The sequence below is a fragment of the Vibrio sp. 10N.261.55.A10 genome (assembly GCF_041470825.1).
In the GTDB taxonomy this organism is placed as follows: domain Bacteria; phylum Pseudomonadota; class Gammaproteobacteria; order Enterobacterales; family Vibrionaceae; genus Vibrio; species Vibrio crassostreae_C.
The window spans coordinates 1-26,287 of record NZ_JBFRNC010000005.1 but is presented as its reverse complement, the minus strand read 5'-3'; the positions used below and the strand labels follow the sequence as shown (position 1 = coordinate 26,287).

The 26,287-nt window shown below is 43.9% G+C and carries 25 protein-coding genes; 14 read left to right on the top strand and 11 right to left on the bottom strand.

Going from position 1 to position 26,287, the window contains the following annotated elements; translation table 11 throughout:
* Positions 1-140: 140 nt before the first annotated feature.
* The 5 genes from AB4274_RS01635 to AB4274_RS01615 all read right to left on the bottom strand — a co-directional run bounded on the left by AB4274_RS01635 (position 141) and on the right by AB4274_RS01615 (position 6,507).
* Positions 141-677, bottom strand: a complete 537-nt coding sequence (locus AB4274_RS01635) for an RNA-binding S4 domain-containing protein (RefSeq protein ID WP_017064730.1) — start codon at positions 675-677, stop codon at positions 141-143.
* Between the two features lie 117 nt (positions 678-794).
* Positions 795-2,447 (bottom strand): microcin C ABC transporter ATP-binding protein YejF, encoded by a 1,653-nt coding sequence (gene yejF, locus AB4274_RS01630; protein ID WP_372110699.1) that lies wholly within the window; start codon positions 2,445-2,447, stop codon positions 795-797.
* Between the two features lie 9 nt (positions 2,448-2,456).
* Positions 2,457-3,479, bottom strand: a complete 1,023-nt coding sequence (locus AB4274_RS01625; RefSeq protein WP_017060847.1) for an ABC transporter permease — start codon at positions 3,477-3,479, stop codon at positions 2,457-2,459.
* A 31-nt stretch (positions 3,480-3,510) separates the two neighbouring features.
* Positions 3,511-4,599, bottom strand: coding sequence for a microcin C ABC transporter permease YejB (locus tag AB4274_RS01620; RefSeq protein WP_004730359.1), 1,089 nt, complete (start codon positions 4,597-4,599; stop codon positions 3,511-3,513).
* Between the two features lie 12 nt (positions 4,600-4,611).
* Complete coding sequence (locus AB4274_RS01615; RefSeq protein ID WP_017068488.1) at positions 4,612-6,507, bottom strand: extracellular solute-binding protein; 1,896 nt, start codon at positions 6,505-6,507, stop codon at positions 4,612-4,614.
* Positions 6,508-6,910: 403 nt separating this feature from the next.
* Between AB4274_RS01615 and AB4274_RS01610 the strand changes: the two genes are divergently transcribed.
* Positions 6,911-7,954, top strand: coding sequence for an endonuclease/exonuclease/phosphatase family protein (locus tag AB4274_RS01610; RefSeq protein WP_372110697.1), 1,044 nt, complete (start codon positions 6,911-6,913; stop codon positions 7,952-7,954).
* A gap of 115 nt (positions 7,955-8,069) precedes the next feature.
* Here AB4274_RS01610 and AB4274_RS01605 read toward each other — a convergent pair whose 3' ends face one another.
* Complete coding sequence (locus AB4274_RS01605) at positions 8,070-8,582, bottom strand: outer membrane beta-barrel protein (protein WP_240698121.1); 513 nt, start codon at positions 8,580-8,582, stop codon at positions 8,070-8,072.
* An 85-nt stretch (positions 8,583-8,667) separates the two neighbouring features.
* Here AB4274_RS01605 and AB4274_RS01600 point away from each other — a divergent pair, with 85 nt between their 5' ends.
* The 8 genes from AB4274_RS01600 (at position 8,668) to AB4274_RS01565 (ending at position 18,149) form a co-directional block, all read left to right on the top strand.
* Positions 8,668-8,982: a winged helix-turn-helix domain-containing protein gene (locus tag AB4274_RS01600; RefSeq protein WP_017060852.1), complete on the top strand. Its 315-nt coding sequence runs from the start codon at positions 8,668-8,670 to the stop codon at positions 8,980-8,982.
* A 200-nt stretch (positions 8,983-9,182) separates the two neighbouring features.
* A complete protein-coding gene (gene rbsD, locus AB4274_RS01595; RefSeq protein ID WP_372110694.1) occupies positions 9,183-9,602 on the top strand; it encodes a D-ribose pyranase in 420 nt (139 codons plus the stop codon).
* Positions 9,603-9,701: 99 nt separating this feature from the next.
* A complete protein-coding gene (gene rbsA, locus AB4274_RS01590) occupies positions 9,702-11,207 on the top strand; it encodes a ribose ABC transporter ATP-binding protein RbsA (RefSeq protein ID WP_009844906.1) in 1,506 nt (501 codons plus the stop codon).
* Positions 11,204-12,190 carry a ribose ABC transporter permease gene (gene rbsC, locus AB4274_RS01585; RefSeq protein ID WP_017060855.1) on the top strand — a complete coding sequence of 329 codons (987 nt, stop codon included), beginning with the start codon at positions 11,204-11,206 and terminating at the stop codon, positions 12,188-12,190. Before rbsA ends, rbsC begins: the two co-directional genes overlap by 4 nt.
* Before the next feature lie 127 nt (positions 12,191-12,317).
* On the top strand, positions 12,318-13,196 hold the full coding sequence (gene rbsB / locus AB4274_RS01580; protein WP_017060856.1) for a ribose ABC transporter substrate-binding protein RbsB: 879 nt from the start codon (positions 12,318-12,320) through the stop codon (positions 13,194-13,196).
* 191 nt (positions 13,197-13,387) lie between these two features.
* Complete coding sequence (gene rbsK, locus AB4274_RS01575; RefSeq protein WP_372073212.1) at positions 13,388-14,314, top strand: ribokinase; 927 nt, start codon at positions 13,388-13,390, stop codon at positions 14,312-14,314.
* 152 nt (positions 14,315-14,466) lie between these two features.
* The gene (locus AB4274_RS01570) at positions 14,467-15,468 is read left to right on the top strand and encodes a substrate-binding domain-containing protein (protein WP_372110691.1); all 1,002 of its coding nucleotides are present in this window, start codon (positions 14,467-14,469) and stop codon (positions 15,466-15,468) included.
* Positions 15,469-15,689: 221 nt separating this feature from the next.
* Positions 15,690-18,149 (top strand): CHASE3 domain-containing protein, encoded by a 2,460-nt coding sequence (locus tag AB4274_RS01565; RefSeq protein WP_372110689.1) that lies wholly within the window; start codon positions 15,690-15,692, stop codon positions 18,147-18,149.
* 102 nt (positions 18,150-18,251) lie between these two features.
* Here AB4274_RS01565 and AB4274_RS01560 read toward each other — a convergent pair whose 3' ends face one another.
* The 4 genes from AB4274_RS01560 to AB4274_RS01545 all read right to left on the bottom strand — a co-directional run bounded on the left by AB4274_RS01560 (position 18,252) and on the right by AB4274_RS01545 (position 21,061).
* On the bottom strand, positions 18,252-19,043 hold the full coding sequence (locus AB4274_RS01560; RefSeq protein ID WP_372110686.1) for a carbon-nitrogen hydrolase family protein: 792 nt from the start codon (positions 19,041-19,043) through the stop codon (positions 18,252-18,254).
* 167 nt (positions 19,044-19,210) lie between these two features.
* Positions 19,211-19,621 (bottom strand): lysozyme inhibitor LprI family protein, encoded by a 411-nt coding sequence (locus tag AB4274_RS01555; protein WP_372110684.1) that lies wholly within the window; start codon positions 19,619-19,621, stop codon positions 19,211-19,213.
* A 58-nt stretch (positions 19,622-19,679) separates the two neighbouring features.
* Positions 19,680-20,189 carry an NUDIX hydrolase gene (locus AB4274_RS01550; RefSeq protein WP_372110681.1) on the bottom strand — a complete coding sequence of 170 codons (510 nt, stop codon included), beginning with the start codon at positions 20,187-20,189 and terminating at the stop codon, positions 19,680-19,682.
* Positions 20,186-21,061: a hypothetical protein gene (locus AB4274_RS01545; protein ID WP_372110678.1), complete on the bottom strand. Its 876-nt coding sequence runs from the start codon at positions 21,059-21,061 to the stop codon at positions 20,186-20,188. Before AB4274_RS01545 ends, AB4274_RS01550 begins: the two co-directional genes overlap by 4 nt.
* 341 nt (positions 21,062-21,402) lie before the next feature.
* Between AB4274_RS01545 and AB4274_RS01540 the strand changes: the two genes are divergently transcribed.
* Together AB4274_RS01540 and AB4274_RS01535 are read left to right on the top strand one after the other, a co-directional pair.
* Positions 21,403-22,980, top strand: coding sequence for an EAL domain-containing protein (locus AB4274_RS01540; protein WP_372110676.1), 1,578 nt, complete (start codon positions 21,403-21,405; stop codon positions 22,978-22,980).
* Positions 22,981-23,363: 383 nt separating this feature from the next.
* Positions 23,364-23,717 carry a membrane protein gene (locus tag AB4274_RS01535; protein ID WP_017068500.1) on the top strand — a complete coding sequence of 118 codons (354 nt, stop codon included), beginning with the start codon at positions 23,364-23,366 and terminating at the stop codon, positions 23,715-23,717.
* 149 nt (positions 23,718-23,866) lie between these two features.
* On the opposite strand, the gene AB4274_RS01530 is transcribed toward AB4274_RS01535, so the two are convergent.
* A complete protein-coding gene (locus AB4274_RS01530; RefSeq protein WP_017068825.1) occupies positions 23,867-24,346 on the bottom strand; it encodes an Sbal_3080 family lipoprotein in 480 nt (159 codons plus the stop codon).
* Positions 24,347-24,541: 195 nt separating this feature from the next.
* Between AB4274_RS01530 and AB4274_RS01525 the strand changes: the two genes are divergently transcribed.
* The 3 genes from AB4274_RS01525 to AB4274_RS01515 all read left to right on the top strand — a co-directional run bounded on the left by AB4274_RS01525 (position 24,542) and on the right by AB4274_RS01515 (position 26,257).
* Positions 24,542-24,940 carry a hypothetical protein gene (locus tag AB4274_RS01525; protein WP_017064752.1) on the top strand — a complete coding sequence of 133 codons (399 nt, stop codon included), beginning with the start codon at positions 24,542-24,544 and terminating at the stop codon, positions 24,938-24,940.
* A 788-nt stretch (positions 24,941-25,728) separates the two neighbouring features.
* Entirely contained in the window at positions 25,729-25,977 is a 249-nt protein-coding gene (locus AB4274_RS01520) for a type II toxin-antitoxin system Phd/YefM family antitoxin (RefSeq protein WP_004730320.1), read from the top strand.
* Positions 25,967-26,257 (top strand): type II toxin-antitoxin system RelE/ParE family toxin, encoded by a 291-nt coding sequence (locus AB4274_RS01515; RefSeq protein WP_005377002.1) that lies wholly within the window; start codon positions 25,967-25,969, stop codon positions 26,255-26,257. Before AB4274_RS01520 ends, AB4274_RS01515 begins: the two co-directional genes overlap by 11 nt.
* The last annotated feature ends 30 nt before the right edge of the window (positions 26,258-26,287 follow it).

Below are 26,287 nucleotides of genomic sequence, written 5' to 3'. Positions count from 1 at the left end.
ACATTTCAGGACGGGACAAACAAATACAAAAAAGGCTCACTAAATAGTGAGCCTTTTGATATTTTCTTAACGTAAACCTAAGTCTAAGGTTGCTTGCGTTTTGAAAGAATAGCTTTAGATCAGTAGGTTAGAGCTATAACTTAGAAGAACTCAATCGAATTACGGCCGCTTTTGTCATCACGTGTTGGCTTTGGCGTATCCGCTTTCTTTTTCGGTTTCTTCTCTTTTTTCTCTTTCTTTGGTTCAGCCTTTGCGCTTAGCATTTCTGCTTTGCTTTTCTTAGATTCCTTCTTCTTAGAATCCTTTTTAGACTGACCTTTCTTCGCCTTGTTCTCTTTTTTAGGCGTTTCTTTCTTTTTCGGCTTTTCTGATTCTTCTTGTACTGGCTGATCACACACCACTACATAGTATTCTTGGTTGAATTCAAAGAAGTCGCCATCGTACATTTTACGACGCTTACGGGTTTCTAGCTCACCATTTACCGCTACGTAGCCTTCAGAGATGATGTGCTTAGCTTCACCGCCACCACTCACTAGGTTAGCAATTTTAAACACTTTGTAGAGCTCGATTGGCTGTGATGAAACATCAATACCAATTGCTTCAATTTCAATCTCTTCGCCTTCTTCGCCCAGCTCTTGGCCTTCGTAATCAGCGTCTTCGTAATGTTCTTGGTCCATGGTGACCTCTACCTAAATATGTACTTCTGAAATATTGGGCGCAGTGTAATCTTAAAACAACGAAATGACCATGTTGAATTCAACCAGAGCCCATTTGTTTTAAACAAACCCTCTGCGTTATAAAACACCACCAACATTCGAAAGACTCACCAACTGCTTAGTATATTCATGCTGCGGATTACCAAACAAAGTCTCAGTGTCGCCCTTCTCTATTACCTCGCCAGCTTTCATGACGATGGTGTAATGACACAAGGATTTCACGACATTCAGATCATGACTGATAAACAAATAGGTCAGGCCATACTTTTCTTGAAGTGACTTCAGCAAATCCAATACTTGAGCTTGAACGGTTCTGTCCAATGACGATGTTGGTTCATCGAGCAGGATAAACTCTGGCTTTAAAATCAAAGCACGAGCAATCGCAATACGCTGCCTTTGACCGCCAGAAAACTCATTTGGGTAACGGTGACGCGTTTCAGGATCGAGGTCAACCTCTTTCATTACGTCACAGATGCGTTGGTCGAGTTCGTGCTCATCCAATTGTTGATGCACTAACAAACCTTCGCCAATCACCTGAGCGACCGACATTCTCGGGTTTAGCGCAGAAAACGGGTCTTGAAAGACTACTTGCATACGGCTTCTAAACGGAAGCATCTGTTTTCGATCTAAACCTTGAAGCTGTTCACTCGAGTAGGTGATTGACCCTTCACTATCTACCAGCTTAAGTATCGCCATACCGGTCGTCGATTTACCAGAACCACTTTCGCCAACCAAACCGATTGAGTGCCCTTTCTTCAAAGTGAACTCCATGTCGGTCACAGCTTTAACATGAGAAATGGTGCGCTTGAATAAACCGCCCGTGATCGGGAACCAAACACGAAGTTGATTTACATCGAGTAGCGGTTTGCTTTCGGGTGACACAGGAACGGGCAAACCTTTCGGATCAGAGTTAATAAGTTTTTGAGTGTAAGGGTGAGCAGGCGCGTTAAACAGGGTATGACAGTCGTTACTTTCGACCAAGCGACCATCTTTCATTACTGCTACTCTGTCGGCAATCTTACGAACGATACTCAAGTCATGAGTAATGAAAAGCATTGCCATACCCAGCTCTTGCTGCAGGTCTTTTAGAAGGTCGAGGATCTGCGCTTGCACCGATACATCCAAAGCCGTTGTCGGCTCATCAGCAATAAGCAGCTCTGGTTCATTGATCAGTGCCATCGCGATCATCACGCGCTGGCGTTCTCCACCAGATAGCTCGTGCGGATAGGCTGAAATCTTTTGCTCAGGATAGCGAATGCCAACCTTTGAAAGCCACTCTATCGCCAAGGCTTGTGCTTTGTTGGTTCGCATACCACGATGAATTGCTAAGGTTTCAACAAGCTGTTTTCCAATTCGATGAAGCGGATTTAGGGAAACCATAGGCTCTTGGAAGATCATTCCAATACGACCACCACGAATCCCACGTAGCTGTCTTTCAGAACAACTCAGAATATCGGTGCCAGAGAAATTGATCTTACCGTTTAAGTAATGTGACGAGCCTTTAGGCAGCAGTTTCAATACTGAATTAGCGGTAACCGATTTGCCTGAACCACTCTCTCCTACCAGAGCAAGTGTCTCACCTTTGTATATCTCCAACGAGACATCATGAGTCACTTGCTCTATCGAGTCTTTACGCCCGAAACCGACAGACAATTTATCAATGGTCAGAACTGGAGAGGCATTAGCAGCCTCTGCTGTTGACCCTGAAGTAGGAGCTGTATTTGAAGTCATAACTTATCCTTACTTCTGTTGATGTGGGTCGAAGGCATCACGTACCGCTTCACCAACGAAGACAAGTAACGTCAGCATCAGTGAAAGCACGACGAAAGCGGAGATACCAAGCCAAGGCGCTTGTAAGTTCGCTTTACCTTGCGCCAAAAGCTCACCTAACGAAGGCGAACCCGCAGGAAGACCAAAGCCCAAGAAGTCTAACGAAGTCAGTGTGGTCACCGAGCCTGAAAGAATAAACGGCATCATGGTTAACGATGCAACCATCGCGTTAGGTAACATGTGACGAAGCATAATACGTTTGTCATCAACACCCATGGCTTGCGCGGCTCGCACATAATCGAAGTTTCGGCAGCGTAAAAATTCCGCTCGCACGATGCCTACTAAACTCATCCAACTAAACAACACCATAATCCCGAGCAACCACCAGAAATTCGGCTCAATAAAACTCGACAAAATAATCAGCAAGAACAGGGTCGGCATACCAGACCAGACTTCAATGAAGCGTTGTCCGAATAGATCAACCCAGCCACCGTAGTAGCCTTGTGTTGCGCCAACCACGACACCAATCACGCTCGATACAATGGTCAGAATAAAACCAAATAGAACGGAAATACGGAAGCCATAAATGATACGAGCTAATACATCTCGCCCCTTATCATCAGTCCCTAACCAGTTCACCGAATCGGGCTCCGATGGCACCGCACCTGAAATATCGAAGTTTATTGTGTCGTAGCTAAACGGAATGATTGGCCACACGATGTAACCGTTGTCTTCAATGAGCTCGATAACATACGGGTCTTTGTAGTCGGCCTCGGTTTCAAACTCACCACCAAACTCCGTCTCGGCATATTCATTGATAACAGGCACAAACCACTGATTATCATAAGAAACCAAGAGTGGTTTATCATTGGCAATGATCTCAGCGAACAGGCTCAAGCCAAACAAGATGGTAAATATCCAAAGGGAGATAAAACCACGCTTGTTTGCTTTAAAACGTAACCAACGAGCTTCAGCTAAAGGGTTGTTAAACATTTATTATCAATACCTTGTTATTCGTTCGCCATTAACGCGCTTCAAAATCAATTCGAGGATCAACCCAGGTATACGTCAGGTCGGAGATAATGCTCAGCACCAAGCCAAGCAAGGTCATGATATAGAGAGAGCTGAACACCACGGGATAGTCACGTTGAATGGTTGATTCAAAGCCAAGCAGACCAATTCCTTCGAGTGAAAACATCACTTCAATCAACATAGAACCCGTGAAGAAAATACTAATAAATGCACTCGGGAAACCAGCAATAATGATCAACATCGCGTTACGGAAAACGTGCTTGTAGAGAATGCTGCTCTCGTCCAAACCTTTTGCTCGAGCGGTCACTACATATTGCTTATTGATTTCATCAAGGAAGGAGTTTTTGGTCAGCATGCTGAGCGTGGCAAAGCCGCCGATGACCATAGCAAAAATGGGCAAAGCTAAGTGCCAGAAATAGTCGCCAATTTGCTGATACCAGTTGAGCTGGTCGAAGTTACTCGACACGAGCCCACGCAATGGGAACCAACTGAAGTAGTTACCGCTTGCAAACAAGATAATCAGAATAATCGCAAACAAGAAGCCCGGCACCGCGTAGCCGACAATCACCACCGCGCTCGACCAAATATCAAAACGAGAGCCGTGATGTATCGCCTTCATAATGCCTAAGGGTATCGAAATCACATAGATGATTAACGTACTCCACAACCCTAAGGAAATGGAGACAGGTAAACGCTCGATGATCAAATCAATAACGTTGCCGCCCTTAAACAGGCTTTCACCGAAATTAAAGGTCGCGTAGTTTTTCAACATGTCGAAGTAGCGAACGTGAATCGGCTTATCAAAACCAAACTGCTTTTTGATCTCTTCAACCACTTCAGGATCAAGCCCGCGTGAGCCTTTATAGCCACTGGCAGATGCTTGGTCACTTTCGCTCAAATCAACTTCTTGTCCACCACCAGAAAAGCGCTCCATAATGCCAGAGTTATGCCCTTCTAATTGAGCAACAGCTTGTTCTACCGGACCTCCCGGCGCAATCTGGATGATGAAAAAGTTGATGGTGATGATCGCCCACAGCGTGGGGATCACCAACAATAAACGTCGAAATATATACGCGGCCATGCTAACTAACTCCTAGCGACGTTTTTCAGGAAGCAAAGCCGCCTTCTCTTCTGAAATCCACCATGTATCGATACCTAAATCGTATTTAGGCAATACATCTGGACGCTCAAACTTGTCCCACATTGCTACGCGATATTCGCCAACGTGCCATTGCGGGATGTTGTAGAAATTCCACTGCAATACACGGTCAAGTGAACGACCTAGTGTAAGAAGCTTTTCAGGGTGCTGTTGGTTACGCGCAATTTCTTCTGTTAACGCGTCAACCACTGGATCGATAACACCTGCAGTATTGTAAGTAGAATCAATATAGTTAGAGTTCCAAACGATCATTAAGTTCGGGCTAGGATAAGGGTTTGCGGAAAATGACGACGAAACCATGTCGAAATCACGATCACGCAAGCGCTTGATGTATTGAGTGGTATCGATGGTACGGATCTTCATCTCAATACCCATGCGCTTAAGGTTCTTTTGAACCGGCGTTGCGATACGTTCCGTGGTTGGGCTGTAAATCAACAACTCAAATGACATCGGCTTGCCAGTCTTTTCGTTGGTCATGACTTTGTCTTTCAGCACCCAACCCGCTTCTTTCAATAGTTTGAAAGCCGTGCGCATCTGACTACGAATACGGCCGCTGCCATCGGTAACGGGAGGTTGGAATTCCTCGGTGAAAACTCGCGGTGGAATCTGATCTTTGTATTGAGACAACAACTCGACTTCCGCTTCGCTTGGTAAGCCTTTCGCTTCATAGTCTGTGTTTTGGAAGTAGCTGCGAGTGCGTTTGTACTGACCATAGAACATGTTCTTGTTCATCCACTCAAAGTCCATCGCATAGGTTAACGCTTCACGCACTTTAGGATCCGAGAACACAGGTGATTGAATGTTGAAGACGAAACCTTGAGTCGTTTCAGGCTTCTCGTGGTTGATCTCTTCTTTAATGATGTAGCCTTTATCGAAGTTCGCGCCCGTATAAGAGTTAGCCCAGAACTTAGCCGAATTCTCGGTTCGAAGATCGAACTCCCCTGCTTTGAACGCTTCCAACATTACCGTGTCGTCACGGTAGTAATCGTATTGCACCTGCTTGAAGTTATTGCGGCCAACGTTAACTGGTAGGTCTGCTGCCCAGTAGTTTTCATCTAGACCATAGGTAACACTTTGGCCTGATTTGTAGCTGATGATCTTATAAGGACCACTACCGACTGGTGGCTCACTTAGAGGCTCAGACAGCTTTCTGTCTTTCCAGAAATGTTTCGGCAATACACGAGTGCTTTGCGCGAAGCTAAACAGTTTTTCGCGGTTTGGACTGTTCATTTCAATACGAACAACCAAATCAGAGACCGCTTTTACTGACTTAATCTCTTTGTAATACACACGATACTGAGGCACGCCCTCGGTTGAGAACTTGTCAAAAGTAAAGGCAACATCATGCGCAGTGATAGGCTCGCCATCTTGGAATTTAGCATTTGGGTTGATGTCGATTTCCATCCAAGTGAAATCACTGGAGTAGCGAACCTTTGAAGCGATCAATGGATAGTACGCATCAATCTCGTCACTCGGAGAAAACATCAAGGTATCGTAAATCTCTCCGGTATAACTTGCAGCAACGCCGCGGGAACCGAATCGATTAAAGCTATCGTACGTACCTATGCTGCCATAGGTCACTTTGCCCTGCTTTGGCGCATCAGGATTAACGTAATCGAAGTGAGTGAAATCGGCTGGATATTTTGCTTCACCAAAACCAACCAGTTGTGTGGTTTCAATAACGGTGACAGCAGGAGTTGATTGGGTTTCAGAAGCGTAAGTAACGGAGGGTTGTAAAGCAATAAGCGGCAACATGATTGCACATGACTTCAAATTAAACCTGAAAAACTGAGTGCGTTGCGAAGCTTTGCGTCGAAAAACTGTTCCCATTTGACTCTCCCTTCAAATGTCATGACTTCTATATTCAAGTTGATTTATCGGCTTTGAATGCATGCCGTTAAATCAAGTATAGGTTCAAATCTAACATCATGTAATAACTAATAAAACCATCAGCACTCTATCTCTGACGGTTTATTTACAAATTACTCGTCACCACTCGAAGTTATTGGATGCAGTGAGCTTTGGTTCCTTTGATTGAGTTGATTAGCTTGGTGGCGTTGGAAAGCACGGGGGAAGGCAGAAGCACTAAGATTGCTCTAGCCTGAATGACACAAGCCTCAACGGCTAAGATTCCTTTGGTTGGCTTCTAAAGTGAAATTTAGGCTCTAAATAATCAACAAACTATACTTTTACTGGAGTATCCTTGCAGCCTAGGTCTAAATGGAATGACACTTTGAACAAACCAAACCAAATAACATTCGCAACGTTCAACCTTCTGAACTATCTCGAGCCACCGAATGCTTATTATGATTTTGAGAACATCTACAGCTTCGAAGAATGGCAGAAGAAGCAACATTGGATGGCTGAAGCGATTCGCTCATTAGATTGCGATGTGATTGGCTTCCAAGAGATATTTAGCCCGCAATCTTTAGAGCTATTGATGAACGAGCTAGGTTATCCATACTTTGCAGTGGTCGATAGCGCCAACGTTGAAGATGATTACCTATACACCTCACCAGTCGTTGGGATCGCTTCCCGTTACCCTATTGAAAACGTGCAGCCTGTTACGCCAGATTCGAAGTTACTGAAAGCATTCAACCTTGACGACAAATTCTCATTCAACAGAACGCCTGTTCACGCGACGATTACGTTACCCCATTTAGGTTCAACCGACTGTTATGTGGTGCACTTCAAATCACAACGTCCGACAGAGCCAAAAGCAGAATCTGTCGATGCGGACAACACTCAGCAAGGTGCAAAACCACAAAGTGACACGCTCACTCGTTTTCACCAAGAACAGCTTGGCTCTTGGCTATCAAGTGTCCAACGCGGTCTAGAAGCTCAGATGCTGCATCAATACATCACCAACCAACGCTACCAAACCGAGCAACCTGTTGTGTTGATGGGTGACTTTAATAAGCCACTGTTTAATGATGAGTTTAAAGGGCTGTTGAATTACTCAATCAACCGAGACGAAAACAGCAAGCATTGGCTATCCCACTTTCGCTTGAAAGACAGCTGGGATCTTTACCATCAACTGCATGAAGAAGACTTGCTTGAACAGCGAAAGCCAACCCATTACTACGGCGCTTCTGGATCTGTACTGGACTACATTTTGATGTCGAACGAGTTTGATTGTCAGAACTCTTCAAGCTTAATGGAGATCTCTAGCTACACAGTGTTAGACCATCACCTCACCAATCCAAGCTTTGAACACGACCAATTCAGTACCGACCATGCCATCGTGTCTGTTACCGCTCATATTCGTGAAGCCTAGAGTTAAACATAAAAAAGCCGCAGTCAAAAACTGCGGCCTTCCACTTTAGCTAAACGGGTTGAGCTAACCGACGCCCCATTTAGAAACCGATTTACCGTTTAGCAAAGTATGAAACTTAGAATGTGTACATTGCGCCTAAGTAGAAAGAATCCAGAACAACAGTATCTTCTGTCTTGTGTCCGTTTTCGTAATCTTCGATATCAAAAGCATCGGCTTCGTACGCTAAGCGAAAGCTCAACGAAGACATTGTAGGTGGCGTATATCCAACACCAACACCCATACGGATGCCATCTCCCGAATCATCAAAACCATCTCCTGAAGGGCGAGAGCCATCAGCAAGCTTCATGTCTAGATCAATAGTCGACAGACCGATAGTGCCAAATGGACGAATGCCATTATCAAACGTGTAACCGAGGTTCGCCGTTACCGAAAAGATTTGAGGTGTCCAAGTGAAAACCTTATTACCAGATTTCGTTTTCAGGGCGATATCACCAAAATCTGTGTATTGAGCTTCAACCGAAACAATGCGGTTAAATTTGTAACCAGCAATTAATCGGTAAGTATTGTCTTCGGCTTTAAAAGTAATAGGCTCACTGATCGTGTCAGTTAACCCGCCCACTTCGACCATTAGCACACTTAAATAATTACCCGCTCCAACAGCAGGCCAATTTGCTCAATCTCCACAATTTAGAATAAGACGAACAGAAAACACGATGAACCACACAATAGACTTCAACGGCTTAATCATTGATATCGACGCTCGAACGATTACCAACCAGCAAGGAAACAAAATCACTTTGCGCCCTCGCCTATTAGCAGTGCTCTGCTTGTTATTGGAAAATGTGGGAAGACCGATTTCAAGAGAGCATATTGTTGATGTGTGTTGGGACGGACAACTCTCGTCACCACATGTTCTTGCAAACGTAGTCTATAACCTACGCAATGTGTTCGCGCGATTAAGAGCATCCAACGTCCAGATCATTACCATTAGTAAGTTCGGATATGCGCTATCGATTGAACCCACGTAAAAGGATTTATGCAATCAATGGCGGTGACTAAGATCACCAAAAAACGCCCCATCGAAACGTTTCGATGATCATTATCACACTCTAAAACAATCAAACGTGCAAATGATAAATCAGACACTATTATCACTATCGAAACGTTTCGATGGCTTTTCTTGAGTTGTTCTCAACCCATCAAGCGTTATTTTTCGATAGGTCGTGATATGAAAAAAAGTACTTTAATAAACTCTGAACTCTCTTACCTAGTGGCGACTCTTGGCCACACAGATGAAATCACGATTTGTGACGCGGGCCTGCCGATTCCAGACCACGTAACTCGTATTGATCTTGCTTTGACTCACGGTGTCCCAAGCTTTCAGCAAACGGTAAAAACCATGCTGGATGAATCTCAAATCGAAGGCGTTGTGATTGCAGAAGAGTTTGCGAAAGTAAGCCCAGAGAACCACGCAGCGCTGATTGATTTAATCAAGACAGAAGAAGCACGTTGTGGCAAATCGCTTTCGATTACTTACATCACTCATGAAGAATTCAAGCAGCGAACGCATGAAAGCCGCGCGGTGATTCGCACTGGTGAATGCACACCATACGCAAATGTTATTTTCCAAACTGGCGTAACCTTTTAGCTCAAGCAAAACGCAACGACAGCTCAGTGTTATCACTGAACCAAAACAATACATAGACAGAATAATCAAATACAACTGGCCCCGAGTAAAGGAACCGACATGACTCAAGCCATTTTAGAACTTAGCTCAATTGAGAAAGCCTTCCCTGGTGTTAAAGCACTGGATAAGGCAAGCCTCAACGTTTATCCAGGACGCGTAATGGCGTTAATGGGTGAAAACGGTGCAGGTAAATCAACGCTCATGAAAGTGCTAACAGGTATTTATCACTTGGACGGCGGCACTATCGCCTACCAAGGAAAACCTGCTGCATTTAAAGGGCCACGTGATTCTCAACAAGCAGGCATTAGCATCATTCACCAAGAGCTGAATCTAATCCCTGAATTGACCATCGCCGAGAACATCTTCTTAGGTCGTGAAATCACGGGCACCATGGGTCGTATCTTGTGGAACGAGATGTACCAAGAAGCAGACAAGCTACTTAAACGCCTTAACGTGAAACACAGCTCGAAAACGCCTCTAGGTCAGTTGAGCCTTGGTGAGCAGCAAATGGTAGAGATTGCGAAAGCCCTATCGTTTGAATCTAAAGTCATCATCATGGATGAACCAACCGATGCGCTAACCGATACCGAAACTGAATCTCTGTTTAAGGTGATTAACGAATTGCGCGATGAAGGCTGTGGCATTGTTTACATCTCTCACCGTTTGAAAGAGATCTTCGAGATTTGTGATGACATCACCGTGCTGCGTGACGGTAAGTTCATTGGTCAGTGTGAAGTAAAAGACACCGACGAAGATGGCCTAATCGAAATGATGGTTGGTCGTAAGTTAGACGAACAATATCCACGTATCGGCCAGAGCCATGGTGAAACTTGTCTTGAAGTGATTGGCCTGACGGGTTCTGGTGTTCACGATGTGAGCTTTACGCTAAAACGCGGTGAAATCCTGGGTGTATCTGGCCTAATGGGTGCTGGCCGAACTGAACTGATGAAAGTGATTTACGGTGCCCTTCCAAGTGAACGCGGCGTCATCAACCTAGAAAATAAAACCATCAACCCTGTAAGCCCGAAAGACGGCTTGGCCAATGGCATTGCTTACATCTCTGAAGACCGTAAAGGCGATGGCTTAGTTCTAGGGCTTTCTGTTAAAGAAAACATGTCGTTATGTTCACTTGACCTACTAACAAAGAGCGGTCAAATCCAACATAAAGACGAAGTGATTGCAGTAGATGACTTCATCAAGCTATTCAACATCAAAACCCCGACGCGCGAACAGATTATTGGCAACCTTTCTGGTGGTAACCAACAGAAAGTGGCTATCGCTAAGGGCTTGATGACCAAACCAAAAGTACTGATTCTCGACGAGCCAACGCGCGGTGTCGATGTCGGTGCTAAGAAAGAGATTTACCAACTCATTAATAAATTTAAAGCCGACGGCATGAGCATCATTTTAGTCTCATCTGAAATGCCAGAAGTGTTAGGAATGAGTGACCGCATCATGGTGATGCATGAAGGCCGTGTAAGCGGTGAATTTGATGCTAAAGAAGCAAACCAAGAATTATTACTGGCGTGTGCGGTCGGTAAAAAGATCAACGAGGACGCAGCATGAGTACTAAAACCATGAGCAAAACAACTGAAGCTCCAAAGAAAAAACCGTTAATCAGCAAAGAGTGGCTGATTGATCAAAAGTCATTGATTGCTTTGCTCTTCCTGATTGTTGTCGTTTCTTTCTTAAACCCGAACTTCTTTACTGTCGACAACATCCTAAACATTCTGCGCCAAACCTCGGTTAACGCAATTATCGCTGTAGGTATGACGCTGGTTATCTTAACCGCGGGTATCGACTTGAGTGTTGGTTCTGTACTGGCGCTTTGTGGTGCGTTCGCAGCCAGCATGATTGGCATGGAAATCCCTGTGATGATCGCAGTACCAACCGCTCTTGTAGCAGGTGCAGCATTAGGTGCGATTAGTGGTGTGATTATCGCTAAGGGTAAGGTTCAAGCCTTCATCGCAACGCTTGTCACCATGACACTACTTCGCGGCGTAACCATGGTTTACACAGATGGTCGTCCTATTTCAACAGGCTTCACAGACACAGCAGACGCATTCGCTTGGTTCGGTACTGGCTACGCAATGGGTGTACCGGTTCCAGTATGGATCATGGTCGTGGTATTCGCAGCAGTATGGTACCTACTTAACCACACACGCTTTGGTCGCTACGTTTACGCACTGGGTGGCAACGAATCAGCAACTCGCCTATCAGGCATCGACGTAGACAAAGTAAAAATCGGTGTTTACGCAATCTGTGGTCTGCTAGCTGCAGTGGCAGGCATCATCGTGGCATCGCGTTTGTCATCTGCTCAACCAACCGCAGGTATGGGTTATGAGCTAGACGCTATCGCAGCCGTAGTTCTTGGCGGGACAAGCTTAGCTGGCGGTCGTGGCCGTATCATGGGCACATTGATTGGTGCTCTGATTATCGGCTTCCTAAACAACGCCCTAAACCTACTAGACGTATCTTCTTACTACCAGATGATTGCAAAAGCAGTGGTTATTCTTCTGGCAGTATTGGTCGACAACAAAAACAAATAAAACCTATTCACACTCTAGGTTAATACAAGTAACACCCTGTTTTACCTTAAAATATTAGAATCTATAAATAATGTAACAACGAGCTAGGACTCACCTCTTAGCTCCCCCTACACAAAGGACTTACACCATGAAAAAATTAGCGACTCTTATTTCTGCTGCTCTTCTTTCTACAACAGTATCTGTGTCTGCACAGGCGCAAGATACAATGGCAATCGTTCTGTCTACATTGAACAACCCATTCTTTGTAACAATGAAAGATGGCGCAGAAGCGAAAGCTGAAGAGCTAGGCTACAAGCTTATCGTTCTGGATTCTCAAAACGACCCAAGCAAAGAGCTGTCGAACATTGAAGATCTAACCATTCGTGGTGTTAAGGCAATCCTGATCAACCCAACAGATTCAGACGCCGTGTCTAACGCAATTCGCATGGCTAACCGTTCAAACATCCCAGTACTAACACTAGACCGTGGTGCAAGCCGTGGTGACGTAGTAAGCCACATCGCTTCTGATAACGTAATCGGTGGTGAAATGGCAGGTCACTTCATCATGGAAAAAGTGGGCGAAAAAGCGAAAGTAATCCAACTTGAAGGTATTGCTGGTACTTCTGCAGCTCGTGAACGTGGTGAAGGCTTCATGAATGCAGTAAACGGCAGCGACCTTGAGCTTCTTGCAAGCCAACCTGCTGATTTCGACCGTACTAAAGGTCTGAACGTAATGGAAAACTTGCTTGCTGCTAACCCAGATGTACAAGCAGTATTTGCTCAAAACGATGAAATGGCACTAGGTGCACTTCGCGCAGTTCAAGCGTCAGGTAAAGAAGTGATGATCGTTGGCTTTGATGGCACAGACGACGGCATCGCTGCTGTTAACCGCGGCCTACTAGGCGCTACAGTTGCACAACAACCTGACCTAATCGGTTCTCTAGGTATCGAAATGGCAGACAAAGTACTGAAAGGCGAAACAGTAGACGAGTACGTACCAGTACCTCTAAAAATCATCGCTAAGTAATCGTTACTAGGTAACGCGATATAAAGCAGGGAGTTCCCTATCTCCCTGCTTTGATTGGCTCGCTGACTCAAACAAAAGCAAACCCCGACAGTGCATCGCTGTTTCTCATTCCGCTCACAAAAGAGAGCGCACTTAACACCATGAGAAAGACCCATGCATTTTCAAATACGATATATCATAAGGCTCGTATCATGACTCAACTGATTGTTTTAGGTAGCGTTAACGCTGACCACGTACTGCAAGTTCCTTCGTTCCCTCGCCCGGGTGAAACCTTGATTGGCGGTAACTATCAGGTCATCCCTGGCGGTAAAGGCGCAAACCAAGCAGTCGCTGCTGCGCGATTAAACGCAGATATCGGCTTCATCGCCTGTGTCGGTGACGACCCATTCGGCATCAACATTCGTCAAGACTTCGCTAAAGACGGCATCAACATCGACGGTGTTATCGTGGCAGACAACACGCCAACTGGCATCGCGATGATCCAAGTATCCGCAACGGGTGAAAACAGCATCTGTCTTTCTGCAGAAGCTAATGACAAGCTGACTTGCGACCAAATCGAACCACATCTAGAGAAGATTCGCGGAGCCAAATACCTGCTAACTCAACTTGAAACGCCAATTGAAGGTATTGAGTACGCAGCGAAAACCGCAAAAGAGAGCGGAACTCGCGTGATTCTAAACCCGGCCCCTGCTCGCCCACTATCGGATACCTTACTAGCTTGTGTTGATGTGATTACACCAAACGAAACGGAAGCAGAAGTGCTGACAGGCGTGACAGTAACCGACAGCGCATCTGCTCATCAGGCGGCTTTGGCTCTGCATGCTAAAGGCATCGAGACGGTAATGATCACGCTTGGCGCTAAAGGTGTTTGGGTAAGTAAAAACGGTGAAGGTGAGTTAATCGCGGGCTTCCGAGTTGAAGCGACAGATACAACTGCCGCAGGTGACACCTTTAACGGCGCGTTGGTGACAGGCTTGCTTGAAGATATGCCACTTGAGCGTGCGATTAAATTTGCTCATGCTGCAGCTGCTATCTCTGTGACACGCTTTGGTGCTCAAACGTCGATTCCAAGCCGTGCTGAAACCGATGCGTTTTTGGCAGAGCAACTGTCTGCTTAGTTTGATACCTATTTGAAGGCCTAACTTCTGAGCTAAACCGTGGTTAACGGATGTTAGCCTTCAAATTCGGTAACAACAAATAACAAGAATAAGCCCCTGTTTTCAGGCAGAATATCGCCCAACGTGGAAGGTTATTCCCACAAGGATTTTTTATGGCAACAATGAAAGACATCGCACGGCTCGCAAAGGTTTCGACTTCTACCGTGAGCCACGTGATCAACAAATCGCGCTTTGTCAGTGAAGAGATTGCTGAGCGTGTTAACAGTGCGGCTAAAGAACTCAACTATGCGCCTTCTGCATTGGCTCGCAGCTTGAAAATGAAGCAAACCAAAACCTTGGGAATGCTAGTGACCACATCCACCAACCCATTCTTTGGCGAAGTGGTAAAAGGTGTGGAACGTCGTTGCTACGAAAAAGGCTACAACCTTATCTTGTGTAACACCGAAGGCGATAGCGAACGCATGAAATCCTCTATCGATACCTTGCTGCAAAAGCGAGTCGATGGCCTGATGCTAATGTGTTCTACCCTTGAAGGCGAACATATCGATGTATTCGAGCGCTACCCAGAACTGCCTGTTGTAGTCATGGATTGGGGCCCTATGTTGTTTGCGAGCGATAAGATCCAAGACAACTCGCACCAAGGTGGCTACATGGCAACTAAGCACTTGATAGATAAAGGTCATTCTCAAATTGGTTGTATCACTGGCCCACTGCACCGTAATCAAGCTTCGTCTCGTTATCAAGGCTTCAAGCAAGCAATGGAAGAAGCCAATTTAGAGATCAACCCTAAGTGGATTGTTGAATCCAACTTTGAATGTGACGGTGGTTTTGACTCTTATCAGACATTGAAAACTCGTGGCGAAATGCCGTCTGCCTTGTTCGTCAGTAACGATATGATGGCGATGGGCGTGATTCACGCTGCGGCGCAAGATGGCACATCGATTCCGAATGATCTGTCTATCATTGGCTACGATGACATCCACCTGTCGAAGTACATGACACCCGCGTTAAGCACTGTCCACCAGCCAAAACATCGTTTAGGTAAAACCGCAGTGGATACGCTTTTGAGCAGATTACAAACTCCAGATGCTTATCCGCAAGTCGTTGAACTTGAACCTACTCTTGTTGAACGAAGCAGCGTAAAAGCGCTTTAATACTCGCCACACTCATCACACCGTTGAAAGCTAGCTTATTGAGCTAGCTTTTTTGTCTTTGAAACATAATAACGCCGCTTAATCGCCCCTAAAATGCCGTTAATATGCGAAACTTACACGCTAAAGTATGTATTTACGCACTCAGCAACTATTTGCGCACTTAACGACTAATGATCATCTACACTAACAGAGAATAACAACGACATGGAGAGCGCTGTTTTATGATCGCGGGTTGGTTTGACAATATATCCCTACAGAAAAAGCTATTAGTCAGCTTTTTGATTCCTATCGCTTTGATGCTTATCGTGGCTTTTTCTGTCCATGAAAACACCCGAACGGTTGTAAAAGACAATAATTGGGTTGTACACACACATAAAGCCATCGCTCGGGCTCAAGAACTTCTCAGCTTAACAGTCGACATAGAAACGGCTGAACGTGGTTACTTGATCACGGGTGATCCTGTTTTTTTAGAACCCTACCATTTAGCTCTTGATGTATGGCCTCAAAAACTCCAAACCCTTGCGAATCAAGTGAGTGATAACCCACCTCAAGTAGAACGCCTATATAGAATCGATGATATTCATAAAACATGGCTGAAACAGTCTGGAGAGAAAGAGATCAATCAACGCAGCCTTGTCAATAAAGGCGAAGCTGAAATACAAAGTGTCATCGACCTCACTCAGCAGCAAACCGGAAAAAAATTGATTGATGAGATTCGCCAAGAGATTGCTCAATTCATTGAAATTGAACAACAACTTATTATTACCAGGGTCGAAAAATCGGAGAACTCAGCCAATCAAACCAGCTACATATTAATCCTCGGAACACTGTTTTCCGTGTTCATATCACTCCTTGTTGCTGCGTGGGCGTCAAAGCGTATTAATCGAAGATTACACACCCTACTTGAGGCCACTAACCAAGTTGCCGCTGGCCATTTGGATCAAGGTGCTGCAACTCTGGAATTGAGTTCGAATATTAACACCCAAGACGAAATCGCTCATCTCAAACAAAGCTTTCAAAAAATGACAGACAATTTGATCAGTAATGACAGTGAAATGAGAGCGAAAACTCGGGAGCTAATCGCCGAACGAACCAAAGCTGAAGCCGCAGTAAAAGCTAAGGGCGATTTTCTGTCTACCATGAGCCACGAGATCAGAACGCCAATGAACGGCGTTCTTGGAATATCTCAAATCATTGCAAGCCAGACCCAAGAACCCGAAACAAAAGAGAACATCAACATCATTCTCGATTCTGGTCACCACTTGATGACAATACTCAACGACGTTCTCGACTTCTCAAAAGTCGAAGAAAACAAGCTTGAGCTAGATGTGGCACCCTTTAATTTTGTTCAAGTCATGCAGCCTGTATGCAGCGCTCTAAAACCCTTAGCCGATGAAAAAGGCATTCGCCTGTTGATCGAAAATAACATACCGAAAAACATCCAACTCGTCGGAGACTGTGCAAGGCTACGTCAAATCATGTTCAACTTGGGCGGCAATGCGACCAAATTCACCAAAGAAGGTCATGTGTCCATACAAGCTGACCTCAATCGCCCCAACAACCAATTGATCCTCACGGTAACAGACACCGGGGTTGGTATCCCGAAAGATAAGCACGAGCAGGTATTCAATTCATTCGAACAAGCCGACACTTCGACAACAAGAAAGTATGGCGGAACAGGGCTTGGTCTCGCAATCGTCAAGAACCTAGTCAACCTCATGAACGGAGAAATCACATTAACCAGTGCAGTCGGGCTTGGCACAAAATTCCAAGTCTCTCTGCCTATCACATGGCAAGAAAGCAAAGCGAAAGACATCGCGACCCATACAGTCGATTCAGAAACTCTCAGCTTTGACTCGTTAAGCATCCTGTTGGTGGAAGATAACCGTATTAATGCCATTGTTGCACAAGGCTTCTGTGAAAAACTCGGCCATCATGTTGAGCATGCGGAGAACGGGAAATTGGCGATTGAACGCCTCAAAACCACTCAATATGACCTTATCTTGATGGACAATCATATGCCAGAAATGAACGGGGTCGAGACAACAAATTACATTCGTGAAAAACTGAAACTCGATACCTTGATATTCGCTTACACGGCCGATGTATTCCGTGAAGCGCATGACAACTTTATTCAGGCGGGTGTCGACCATATTCTGACCAAGCCTTTGCAGCAAGAGAGTTTCTTCGACGCCCTACAACAGTTCTCAAGTCGATTACCGAAACAAACAGCAGCCGAAGGTTCGAGTGAGAATGATAATATTGTCGAGCTTCATCGTAAGCCTATTGAAACGTTAAGGTTAACGGAAGAAGAGATCAGCCATTCAGAAGTGATACAAATACTGAAAGATGACAAGGAAGGGTTCAGTTTACTTATCGACTCAACCATTATTGAGTTCGAACAGTCTGTTGACCGTGTCATTGAATACTATTTAGCGAATGAATTAGCGCCACTTTGTCGCACCCTGCACTCCATTAAAGGCATGTCGCTAAACTTAGGTCTTAACATGCTTTCTAAGCAGACATTGGAGCTAGAAGTCGAAGCCAAAAATCAACAATTGCCGGATATTGAACGACTGCAAAAGCTGCTCAATCGCCTTATGGTCAATATCCATCAAGCGCAGCGGATGAAAAACGCCCATTCAGTCGAGCAGCTGAATCAAATGAACGATCAAGCTTAAGAGCACTTCGTTCCCAAACTAAAACACAAGGCTTAATCACCTTGCGTTTTTCGATCTTATACCGCGCTAGTCTCTGTTCTAGCGATTTAACGGTCTATCGGTTTAGCGGTTTAACAGATCGGTTATTTGCTGGATCTCATTTTCGACATCAATACCATTGTATTGCGGCGCAATCGAGGGATCTTGAATACTCACGGTTTCTACCGATTGCTTGTCGTTAAGTTTAGTCACTAACTCCCCTTTGGGTGAGTAGGCTCGGCTTCCACCACAATAAGTCGCGGTAAACGCATTAACCACATCTTGCCCGACGCGATTACAAGTAACCATGTGACACCCTTCCTCCAAGGCTCTCGCTTGAGCAATGGCAAAACTATGATGCCCACCGAAGTTGGCAGGGTGAAGAATAACGTCGACCGACTGATACCCTCTCATGATCTCCGGGAACCAAATATCAAAGCAAATCGCGACACCAAACTTTAAGCCTTTGTGCTCAAACGAGAGGCGTTCCTCCCCTCTCGAGAAATACTGCTTATCGAATTTGGTTTGACTGATTTTTCTATATTTGTGTCGTAAACCGGAAGCATCCACAACCACGACGCTGTTGTAATATTGGCCGCTATCTTTCTCGGCAATACCAGCAACAATCAAGGTGTGATGCTTCGCTGCAAGCTGCGTTAATGAATCAATAGTACTGCTGTCGGCGAAGTCTTCAGCCAATTCATGAATTTCTTCAGCCTCATTAAAAATATACCCAGTCGTGAACAGTTCAGGCAGTAAAGTAATATCGCCAACTGACGGCTCCGCTTGCAAAAGATCAGAGACCGAATCTATATTCTTTTGTTTGTTTTTGTATTCAACTTCAAGCTGAATAAGCGTGATACTGACATTATTCAAAATCGAATCCTTGCTAGGTAAAACTTCAAGCTGTAATGCTTCAAGCTAGAGACTAAGAACTAAGAACGAAAGAGTAAGGCAATCCCCTATCGCTTTCTTATTCGCCCGCCAAAGGTTGAAGCAGGTGCACAGTCCTGTACGTATTTTAAACCTGCCTACGGCGCTAATTAAGGCTCTGGTAAAACGGGAGGCGTGCTGTCCATATAGGTTAAGAAATTCACCCACACCTCATGCGTGCGCTGCTTGGTTAACGTCATCTTGCAGGAAAGCGCCATAACCCCTCGAATAGAACCTTCACGCCATTGGGTGTACACAGAATCACAATGTGCTGTCATGTACGCCTGCCAACTCTCCTGAGCCTTCTTAATTGACGCCACCAGCTCAGCATCATAAGCATTGTGCTCAAAGCTGGCTGCAAGGTATTTATCCAGTTCCGCTTGTGCAGATTCCAACTCAATTGCCGCACAGTGATTGATCTCGATGGTATTCATCGCATTCTCGCAATCAACAACACCTTCGTCGGCCAACGCAGAGAATGAGAAGCACACCGCTATGAGTGCTGATATCAGTTTTTTCATAATGGTTTATACGAGATGTTCATAAGTAATAGGAAAAGATTAAGCCTCAATGACCATTTCAAGATTCAATAGATAGTGGATACTTGCTCCAAAGTAATGCAAAAGCACTCAATGTAAATCCATCCGTAATCTCACCACGAGAAATCAACCTTCGAATATCTGACTTGGCAACGTTCACAATCCCATTTACTTCGCTGTCACATTCTTTAACGCGCTGTTCTTCCCTAACTTGTGCTAAATAAATATCGACTTCAGAAGCTAAAATGGCAGAATTAGGTTTAACAGAGCCAAGTTTTTCTACCTGTGATGGCTCAACTAAATAACCAGCTTCTTCAAACAGCTCCCTCATAGAAGTTTCAAGGCTGGACTGTTGGTCTTTCCCATAACCTCTTGGGGCTTCAATTTGGTTTTCTTTGCCGTGAGCAATCCTAGGTATCAAGACAAAAATATAAGAGTCACTAGTTTCTACTAGCACCACAGCACCATTTTCAGAATCTGGCTCTATGACATAGTGGAATACACCGTCTTTGACTACGCTGAACCAAGGGTTTGAATACTGTTCAATCATTTTATTTCAAGTCCCATATATTTTTGCATTTTTGGATACATGCCAAACCAGTTCTGTCTTGTCATGGTCTTCTCTGCACTGTCTTTGAGCTTGTCTTCTATGTAGCCCATGGCTTCATCAGTTATAAGCTGCATCAACTCTACACTGCCCAATGTGGAAATTATTTCAAAAGCTTTGTAAGGATATTGGATCAACTCAATTTCATTTTTTAATGATTTGTATACAACACCTGCATCAAGTATTTTCTCGGGAACATTATTTAGTATTTTTATGTCGTCTAACAAAAAGCCTTCTCCCTTAGTCGCAAACAGTGAGTTGTATGCAGGGTTAATTACCTCACTCTTAAACCTCAAAGACTCTATTGAACTAATTTTACCGAAGTAAATGTCCGATTGACTGTACCAGTCTGATCTTGAATACACTTTGTCGGTCATGCTCTTAAATAGAATCCTATCACCGTCAGACTCAAAATAATGGTTCAATGCTGAGTCATCGTCGATACGACGAAATACCTCATGTTGTAAAGCATCTTGCTGTAAAGCGACTCTCTCTGAACGATAGATTATGCTGTCGAGTGCAAACTGAGTATCTCGCAAGCGCTTACGTAAAATACCTAACTGATGATTGCTTAAACTCCCTTTAAGAGGATTCCCTTCAAAGCTTGAGAAAATGAAATTGTCAGGTAAATTTTCAAAATATTCCTCCAATTCAAAGTTACTCTCTAAGTTAAACCCTCTAATAACTAGTTTGCCAGCTCCTTCTTCATTTAAGTATTTTACAAGGTTTGCCCGCATCAGGACTTCATCAAAACATGGGTTATCAATCAATGTGTTCGGGGACAGCACTACACCATCTCCAAACGTCATTCCCATTAAAAATCTCTTTCGTAACTCACAACGGTCTAACTGCCTCACTGAATCACAATTTGAGAGCAATAGTTTTTCTTTGAATAACAATTCGAAATCCTTTTCATCGACGCATATTGTAGTAAAGCAACAATAGCTAACCTGCTAAAACTTGCTCAAAATCATATCAACCCCACCAAGAAAAAACGAGATAACATCAAGATTTTGCTGGTAAAACTAGAAAACATATTATTTATATCAATAATTCGTGCCTGCATTCACAATATTAATTATTTATATTGCTACGTAATCGTTAACTTTATAAATTAAATCGAATGCTCACATAGATCGGTAACGCTTCTCCAACTATGGATATCAAGTACAAAAACATTGCCAAGACTTCATTTTACTTTGCCATCTCTTTCTTTTTTTCCATGGCAATGCTCATTCCTTTTACACCGCATCACTACCAAACATTAACCGAAGACACATCAAGGTTAGTCGAAACCAGGTTAGAAGGGATCCAATCAAGGTTCGACCGTTTTTTATCTGAAGTTAGACCTGAACAGTCTTGCGACGCGATCGTTAGACAGCTTCGACAAAACGTTTTTGAAGCCGATTGGGTAAAAGAAGCAGCGGTATTCAATAAAGAGAACCGATTTTACTGTTCAACCACCGATGGTGACGTTTCATTTCGCCTATACAGCACCATCAGGCAGCGGCTCAATGACGACCCGAATTTAACGACCCTGTCGTATTCCAACTCGGCCATCACGCAAGTTCAGTCCATCATGCTCATTTTCTCGAACAAAGAAGATGCCGGAGTGAGCCTGATGATACCGCCACACTTCATCTATGACCTTGTTGAAACAAACCTGAGCAGCCATGGAATACAGGCCAAAGTTGAAGTGATAAAAAGAGATATCCACCCTACCGATATTGACTCATCAATCGCCAAGGTGCGGATACATTCGAACACCTACCCATTGACCATCACCTCATACATTGGGTATCAGTTTTATCTTCACTTCATGTTGAGCTATTTATGGTTTGGCTTTTTGATGGCCGGAATTACCACCATAATTCTCCTTTCCATCAAGCATAAAAAGCAGAGCCAACGCAGCTTAGAATATTCGCTTTCAAGTGCGCTAAAAAACCAACACCTTCATGTTCACATGCAGCCTATCGTTAACCAAAACACCAATGAGATCGTCGGCTGTGAGTCACTATTACGATGGAACGACCCAATTGAAGGTAACGTCTCCCCGGCTATTTTCATTCCGCTTGCTGAAAGCTTAGGGTTGATTGAGGAGCTCACCTACTTCGTGCTGCGCAAAGTATTAATGACGTTGAAAAGCAATCAAGACGTGTTCGAATCAAAGTACATCAGCGTCAACATAAGCCGGAATGTGCTATCAAATAGCAACTTCGCAAGCAAGGTGAGTCATATATACAAGAAGAACCCAGGCATTCTCAAGCAGGTGGTATTTGAGGTCACAGAGGATGGTGAATGTTCTGATGCCGATATGATTAAGATTAAAGACAACCTAACCAAACTATCGAATATGGGCGTAAGAGTTGCGATTGATGATTTTGGTACAGGCTACGCAGGGTTAGATTTCGTAAGACAGTTCCCGTTCAGCATTCTCAAAATCGATCGCGTGTTTGTGAAAAACATATCCGACGAATCCAGCTTTGGTCTCCCTTTGCTAGAGTCCATGCTTCAACTATCACGCTCCTTAGGCATGCAAGTCATCGTCGAAGGTGTCGAGTATGAATCCCAAGTGAAAATCTTATCTAAGCTCGGTGTCGACTATATCCAAGGCTTCTATTTTTATAAGCCGATGCCGATAAACCTGACTGTCAGCTTACTCAGGCAGCAGCATTTTGAGTCCGATAACGTTGAGGAATCATCCTTTTCAACACCAAAATGTGAGCAGCTTTAAACAGGTTCGATGGGATAAGCGCTGAAGATACAGTTCAGAATAATGCTTAGTACAACGCGTCACTTTAGCTTACGGTACGTTTCCCCACTCTTACACCCAGGCAGGCTTTTACCATATTTGTGACTTAAATTATCGACGCGTGTTTTGGTTGGTTTTATGACTACTCGTAATCGCTAGCATGCTATCAGCGTGATTTTTGTTCCAATCAATCTTTTCGTTAATGTCTTTGTTATCAACAAAGACCCAGTGAGACATACACTCTACACAATACCAAACACATCACAACGCAGCATGTAACATATGCAACAAGCAACTAATTCGTGACCATCAACAAGATAATACCGTATCATGTGCGTGATTAAATTAACCTAGGAATCAATCACATGGAAAATACTGAAGTAATTAATACGGGGCTCTCAGAGAAGGACAAAAATGCAAAAACTCATGCCATCATCGCGTATGCGTTAATGCTATTAGGCTTCTTTACTGGTATTAGTTTTCTTGCAGGTGGTATTTGGGGCATCGTTAAAAAGTCCGATGCTCAAGGGACTGTCTTTGCGGATCACTACGACAACATCACCAAAACATTCTTTGTTTCGATTGTGCTTACTATCATTGGCGCTCTAACAGCCGTTTTTGTTATTGGCTATGTTGTTCTTCTTGTTGCCGCGATCTACACGCTTTGGAAGTTGATTGCTGGTTTAGCAAAAATTACTTCAGACAAGAGTTTTAATTAATATGAAAAGATGCGAAGCCGCAGCTTTAAAGCGACGGCTTCGTCTATTCGTCTATTCGTCTATTCGTCTATTCGTCTATTCGTCTATTCGAGCAGAACTTAAAGAAAAATAGAAAGCGAACAAAGGTATAAGTTAGTAAACTAATTAGACTAGTTCGTCGCTTTTGAATCTGATGAATTAGCTGCTTTCGTTGCTTCTTCAGCAGTTTTCTTACCAAATACCGTATCCATCATAAAACCAATACGCTTAGCTGCATTACCAAATTTGTTTGGGTTAGCCGTGTATGGGACTTTAAATTCTACTTCACCTACTCTTTGTCCGTTCTGATAAGCATTGATCTCCGCTTGCTTTAAGAACAACGCTAAGTCCCAGCTCCAATGGCCTTCATACTCCAATGTCAGCTTATCAAGATCGTGCTTCGACTTATCAGGTACGACGGTGTATGTATAATCGTTATCTTGCAGCCACGTTTCCATAGTATTTAAAAACCCTTCACGTGTTTCAGCGTCTTTAACGATAACAACATCAACTTCAGTCGTAGGTTCTGGAATCGCGCTCCCAGTGTAACGAGGGGCTCCACAACCAGCCAAAATTAAAACCGAAAGCGATAATAGTAGGTATTTTTTCACGTTATATATCCATTAACAGTTAACTGCGTGAATGATACCACATCAAAAAAATGACATATTATATAAGCAAAGGTTAATCAGACATTCCTTGTTACATAAGGCACTAAAAAACTGCGAAAGAAAACGCGAAGGCTATGGGTCTCCTTTGATGAACATTTAAATCATCGCATCATTGAATGCATCACAAGGGATATCATGGAAAAGACACTTCAAACCAAACTGGCGACTAGCCTACTACTGCTGAGAATCGGCATTTTTATCGTCTTCTTATTCTGGGGCTTGGATAAGATCCTTGTCCCTGAGCACGCGACAAAAGTACTGTCTGGCTTTTACGGCATCGACATCTCGAACAATGCGATGATGGCTCTGGGTGTCGCGCAGCTCGGATTTTTAGGCGCATTCGTTGTAGGCATGTGGAAAAAGTACACCTACGGAGCCATTTTAGTTCTTCATGCAGGCTCAACCTTTTCCTCTTTTGGAAAATACATGGACCCGTTCAACAACCTACTGTTCTTCGCCTCTTGGCCAATGCTCGCAGCCTGTATCGCAATCTTCTTACTTCGCAATTACGACACTTACAGCGTGTCCAACTAACACAAAGGGCGCCGTTATTGGCGCCCTGTTTGGTTGGGTTGATTCTTATCAACCTAAAATACTCTGTTAGCTGTATGACCCTATTTTACATTTCTATAAGTTACTAGAAACCCTGTCAAACCGATTGAGAGAGCAGCAATACATACTCCCCTTAGTATTGCATCATTGAGATAAGCTGAGTAGAAAAGCATTGCAATAAATGCACTACATGACACCAAAAAAGGTGCAATTGAACGATGGGTAAAACGTGAAGTATCAACCACACTATAACGATCTAGAACCAAATCCAAGAGCAAGAGCATGTGCATAACAAACAAAACATTTAGTACTGGAAGTACCCAGTAAAACCAACTATCTACAGGAAAGCTAAATAGTTGAACAAAGGTAAGGTGAGCCAATATAGAAAACAAAATACTTTTCCAACCATTCGAACTACTTTGTACTCTAATGCGGTATGTTCGTCGGGCGACAGAAGCAAGTGGCTTGACTGAAGAAACCCAAATAGCCAACCAAACTATAAGTAATACCATGGTTCAAGAGCCTCTAAATTAAGGTTTACGCAGCTATTCTGAATTAGATATCTAGAACTATTATCCCAAGATATCGACACTTTACGCCTTGCTAAGGTGTGAGCAAACCAATACCTTAGCCTCCGCATAATACCTTAAACACATAAACCAACGCATAGTAAAAATGCCACGTGTTGCGAATCACTCTTAAGCAACTTGTTATACCGCTTGATTGAGGCTAAAATGACCAAAATAAAGACCACTTAAGAGACCTATTAAATGACCACTAGAATTTTAGCCGATGTTGCTGCAAGCATTACTGAGTTGAAAGCTAACCCTATGAAAGTTGCAACTAGTGCTTACGGTGAACCTGTTGCTGTACTGAACCGAAATGAGCCAGCATTTTATTGCGTACCAGCCGAAGCGTACGAAATGATGATGGACAGACTCGAAGATCTTGAACTACTAACTATTGCGAAAGAGCGTGAATCTGAAGAGAGTATTTCGGTAAATATTGATGACCTATAAACTCGACTTTAAAAAGAGTGCACTCAAAGAGTGGAAAAAGCTTGGCTCAACGCTTCAACAACAATTTAAGAAAAAGCTAATCGAGCGTTTAGATAACCCGCATGTTCCGGCTTCAAAACTCTCTGGAGCTGACAACATGTATAAGATTAAGCTGCGCCAATCGGGCTACCGTCTCGTCTACAAAGTTGAAGACGATGTCATCATTGTAACCGTCTTAGCAGTCGGAAAACGCGAACGTAGCGATGTTTACCGTAAAGCTATGAAAAGGTTAGATGATTGATTGCGGTATCAACGAATGACATGGATTCCC

What these genes read in the sequence shown, in the direction of transcription:
- AB4274_RS01620 (WP_004730359.1), bottom strand. Translation starts at nt 4,599, where the DNA reads ATGGCCGCGTATATATTTCGACGTTTATTGTTGGTGATCCCCACGCTG.
- AB4274_RS01550 (WP_372110681.1), bottom strand. Translation starts at nt 20,189, where the DNA reads ATGATTGAACAGTATTCAAACCCTTGGTTCAGCGTAGTCAAAGACGGT.
- AB4274_RS01545 (WP_372110678.1), bottom strand. Translation starts at nt 21,061, where the DNA reads ATGGGAATGACGTTTGGAGATGGTGTAGTGCTGTCCCCGAACACATTG.
- AB4274_RS01520 (WP_004730320.1), top strand. Translation starts at nt 25,729, where the DNA reads ATGACCACTAGAATTTTAGCCGATGTTGCTGCAAGCATTACTGAGTTG.
- rbsC (WP_017060855.1), top strand. Translation starts at nt 11,204, where the DNA reads ATGAGTACTAAAACCATGAGCAAAACAACTGAAGCTCCAAAGAAAAAA.
- rbsD (WP_372110694.1), top strand. Translation starts at nt 9,183, where the DNA reads ATGAAAAAAAGTACTTTAATAAACTCTGAACTCTCTTACCTAGTGGCG.
- AB4274_RS01525 (WP_017064752.1), top strand. Translation starts at nt 24,542, where the DNA reads ATGGAAAAGACACTTCAAACCAAACTGGCGACTAGCCTACTACTGCTG.
- AB4274_RS01540 (WP_372110676.1), top strand. Translation starts at nt 21,403, where the DNA reads ATGGATATCAAGTACAAAAACATTGCCAAGACTTCATTTTACTTTGCC.
- AB4274_RS01600 (WP_017060852.1), top strand. Translation starts at nt 8,668, where the DNA reads ATGAACCACACAATAGACTTCAACGGCTTAATCATTGATATCGACGCT.
- AB4274_RS01565 (WP_372110689.1), top strand. Translation starts at nt 15,690, where the DNA reads ATGATCGCGGGTTGGTTTGACAATATATCCCTACAGAAAAAGCTATTA.
- AB4274_RS01515 (WP_005377002.1), top strand. Translation starts at nt 25,967, where the DNA reads ATGACCTATAAACTCGACTTTAAAAAGAGTGCACTCAAAGAGTGGAAA.
- yejF (WP_372110699.1), bottom strand. Translation starts at nt 2,447, where the DNA reads ATGACTTCAAATACAGCTCCTACTTCAGGGTCAACAGCAGAGGCTGCT.
- AB4274_RS01555 (WP_372110684.1), bottom strand. Translation starts at nt 19,621, where the DNA reads ATGAAAAAACTGATATCAGCACTCATAGCGGTGTGCTTCTCATTCTCT.
- AB4274_RS01635 (WP_017064730.1), bottom strand. Translation starts at nt 677, where the DNA reads ATGGACCAAGAACATTACGAAGACGCTGATTACGAAGGCCAAGAGCTG.
- rbsA (WP_009844906.1), top strand. Translation starts at nt 9,702, where the DNA reads ATGACTCAAGCCATTTTAGAACTTAGCTCAATTGAGAAAGCCTTCCCT.
- AB4274_RS01625 (WP_017060847.1), bottom strand. Translation starts at nt 3,479, where the DNA reads ATGTTTAACAACCCTTTAGCTGAAGCTCGTTGGTTACGTTTTAAAGCA.
- rbsB (WP_017060856.1), top strand. Translation starts at nt 12,318, where the DNA reads ATGAAAAAATTAGCGACTCTTATTTCTGCTGCTCTTCTTTCTACAACA.
- rbsK (WP_372073212.1), top strand. Translation starts at nt 13,388, where the DNA reads ATGACTCAACTGATTGTTTTAGGTAGCGTTAACGCTGACCACGTACTG.
- AB4274_RS01570 (WP_372110691.1), top strand. Translation starts at nt 14,467, where the DNA reads ATGGCAACAATGAAAGACATCGCACGGCTCGCAAAGGTTTCGACTTCT.
- AB4274_RS01535 (WP_017068500.1), top strand. Translation starts at nt 23,364, where the DNA reads ATGGAAAATACTGAAGTAATTAATACGGGGCTCTCAGAGAAGGACAAA.
- AB4274_RS01615 (WP_017068488.1), bottom strand. Translation starts at nt 6,507, where the DNA reads ATGGGAACAGTTTTTCGACGCAAAGCTTCGCAACGCACTCAGTTTTTC.
- AB4274_RS01605 (WP_240698121.1), bottom strand. Translation starts at nt 8,582, where the DNA reads ATGGTCGAAGTGGGCGGGTTAACTGACACGATCAGTGAGCCTATTACT.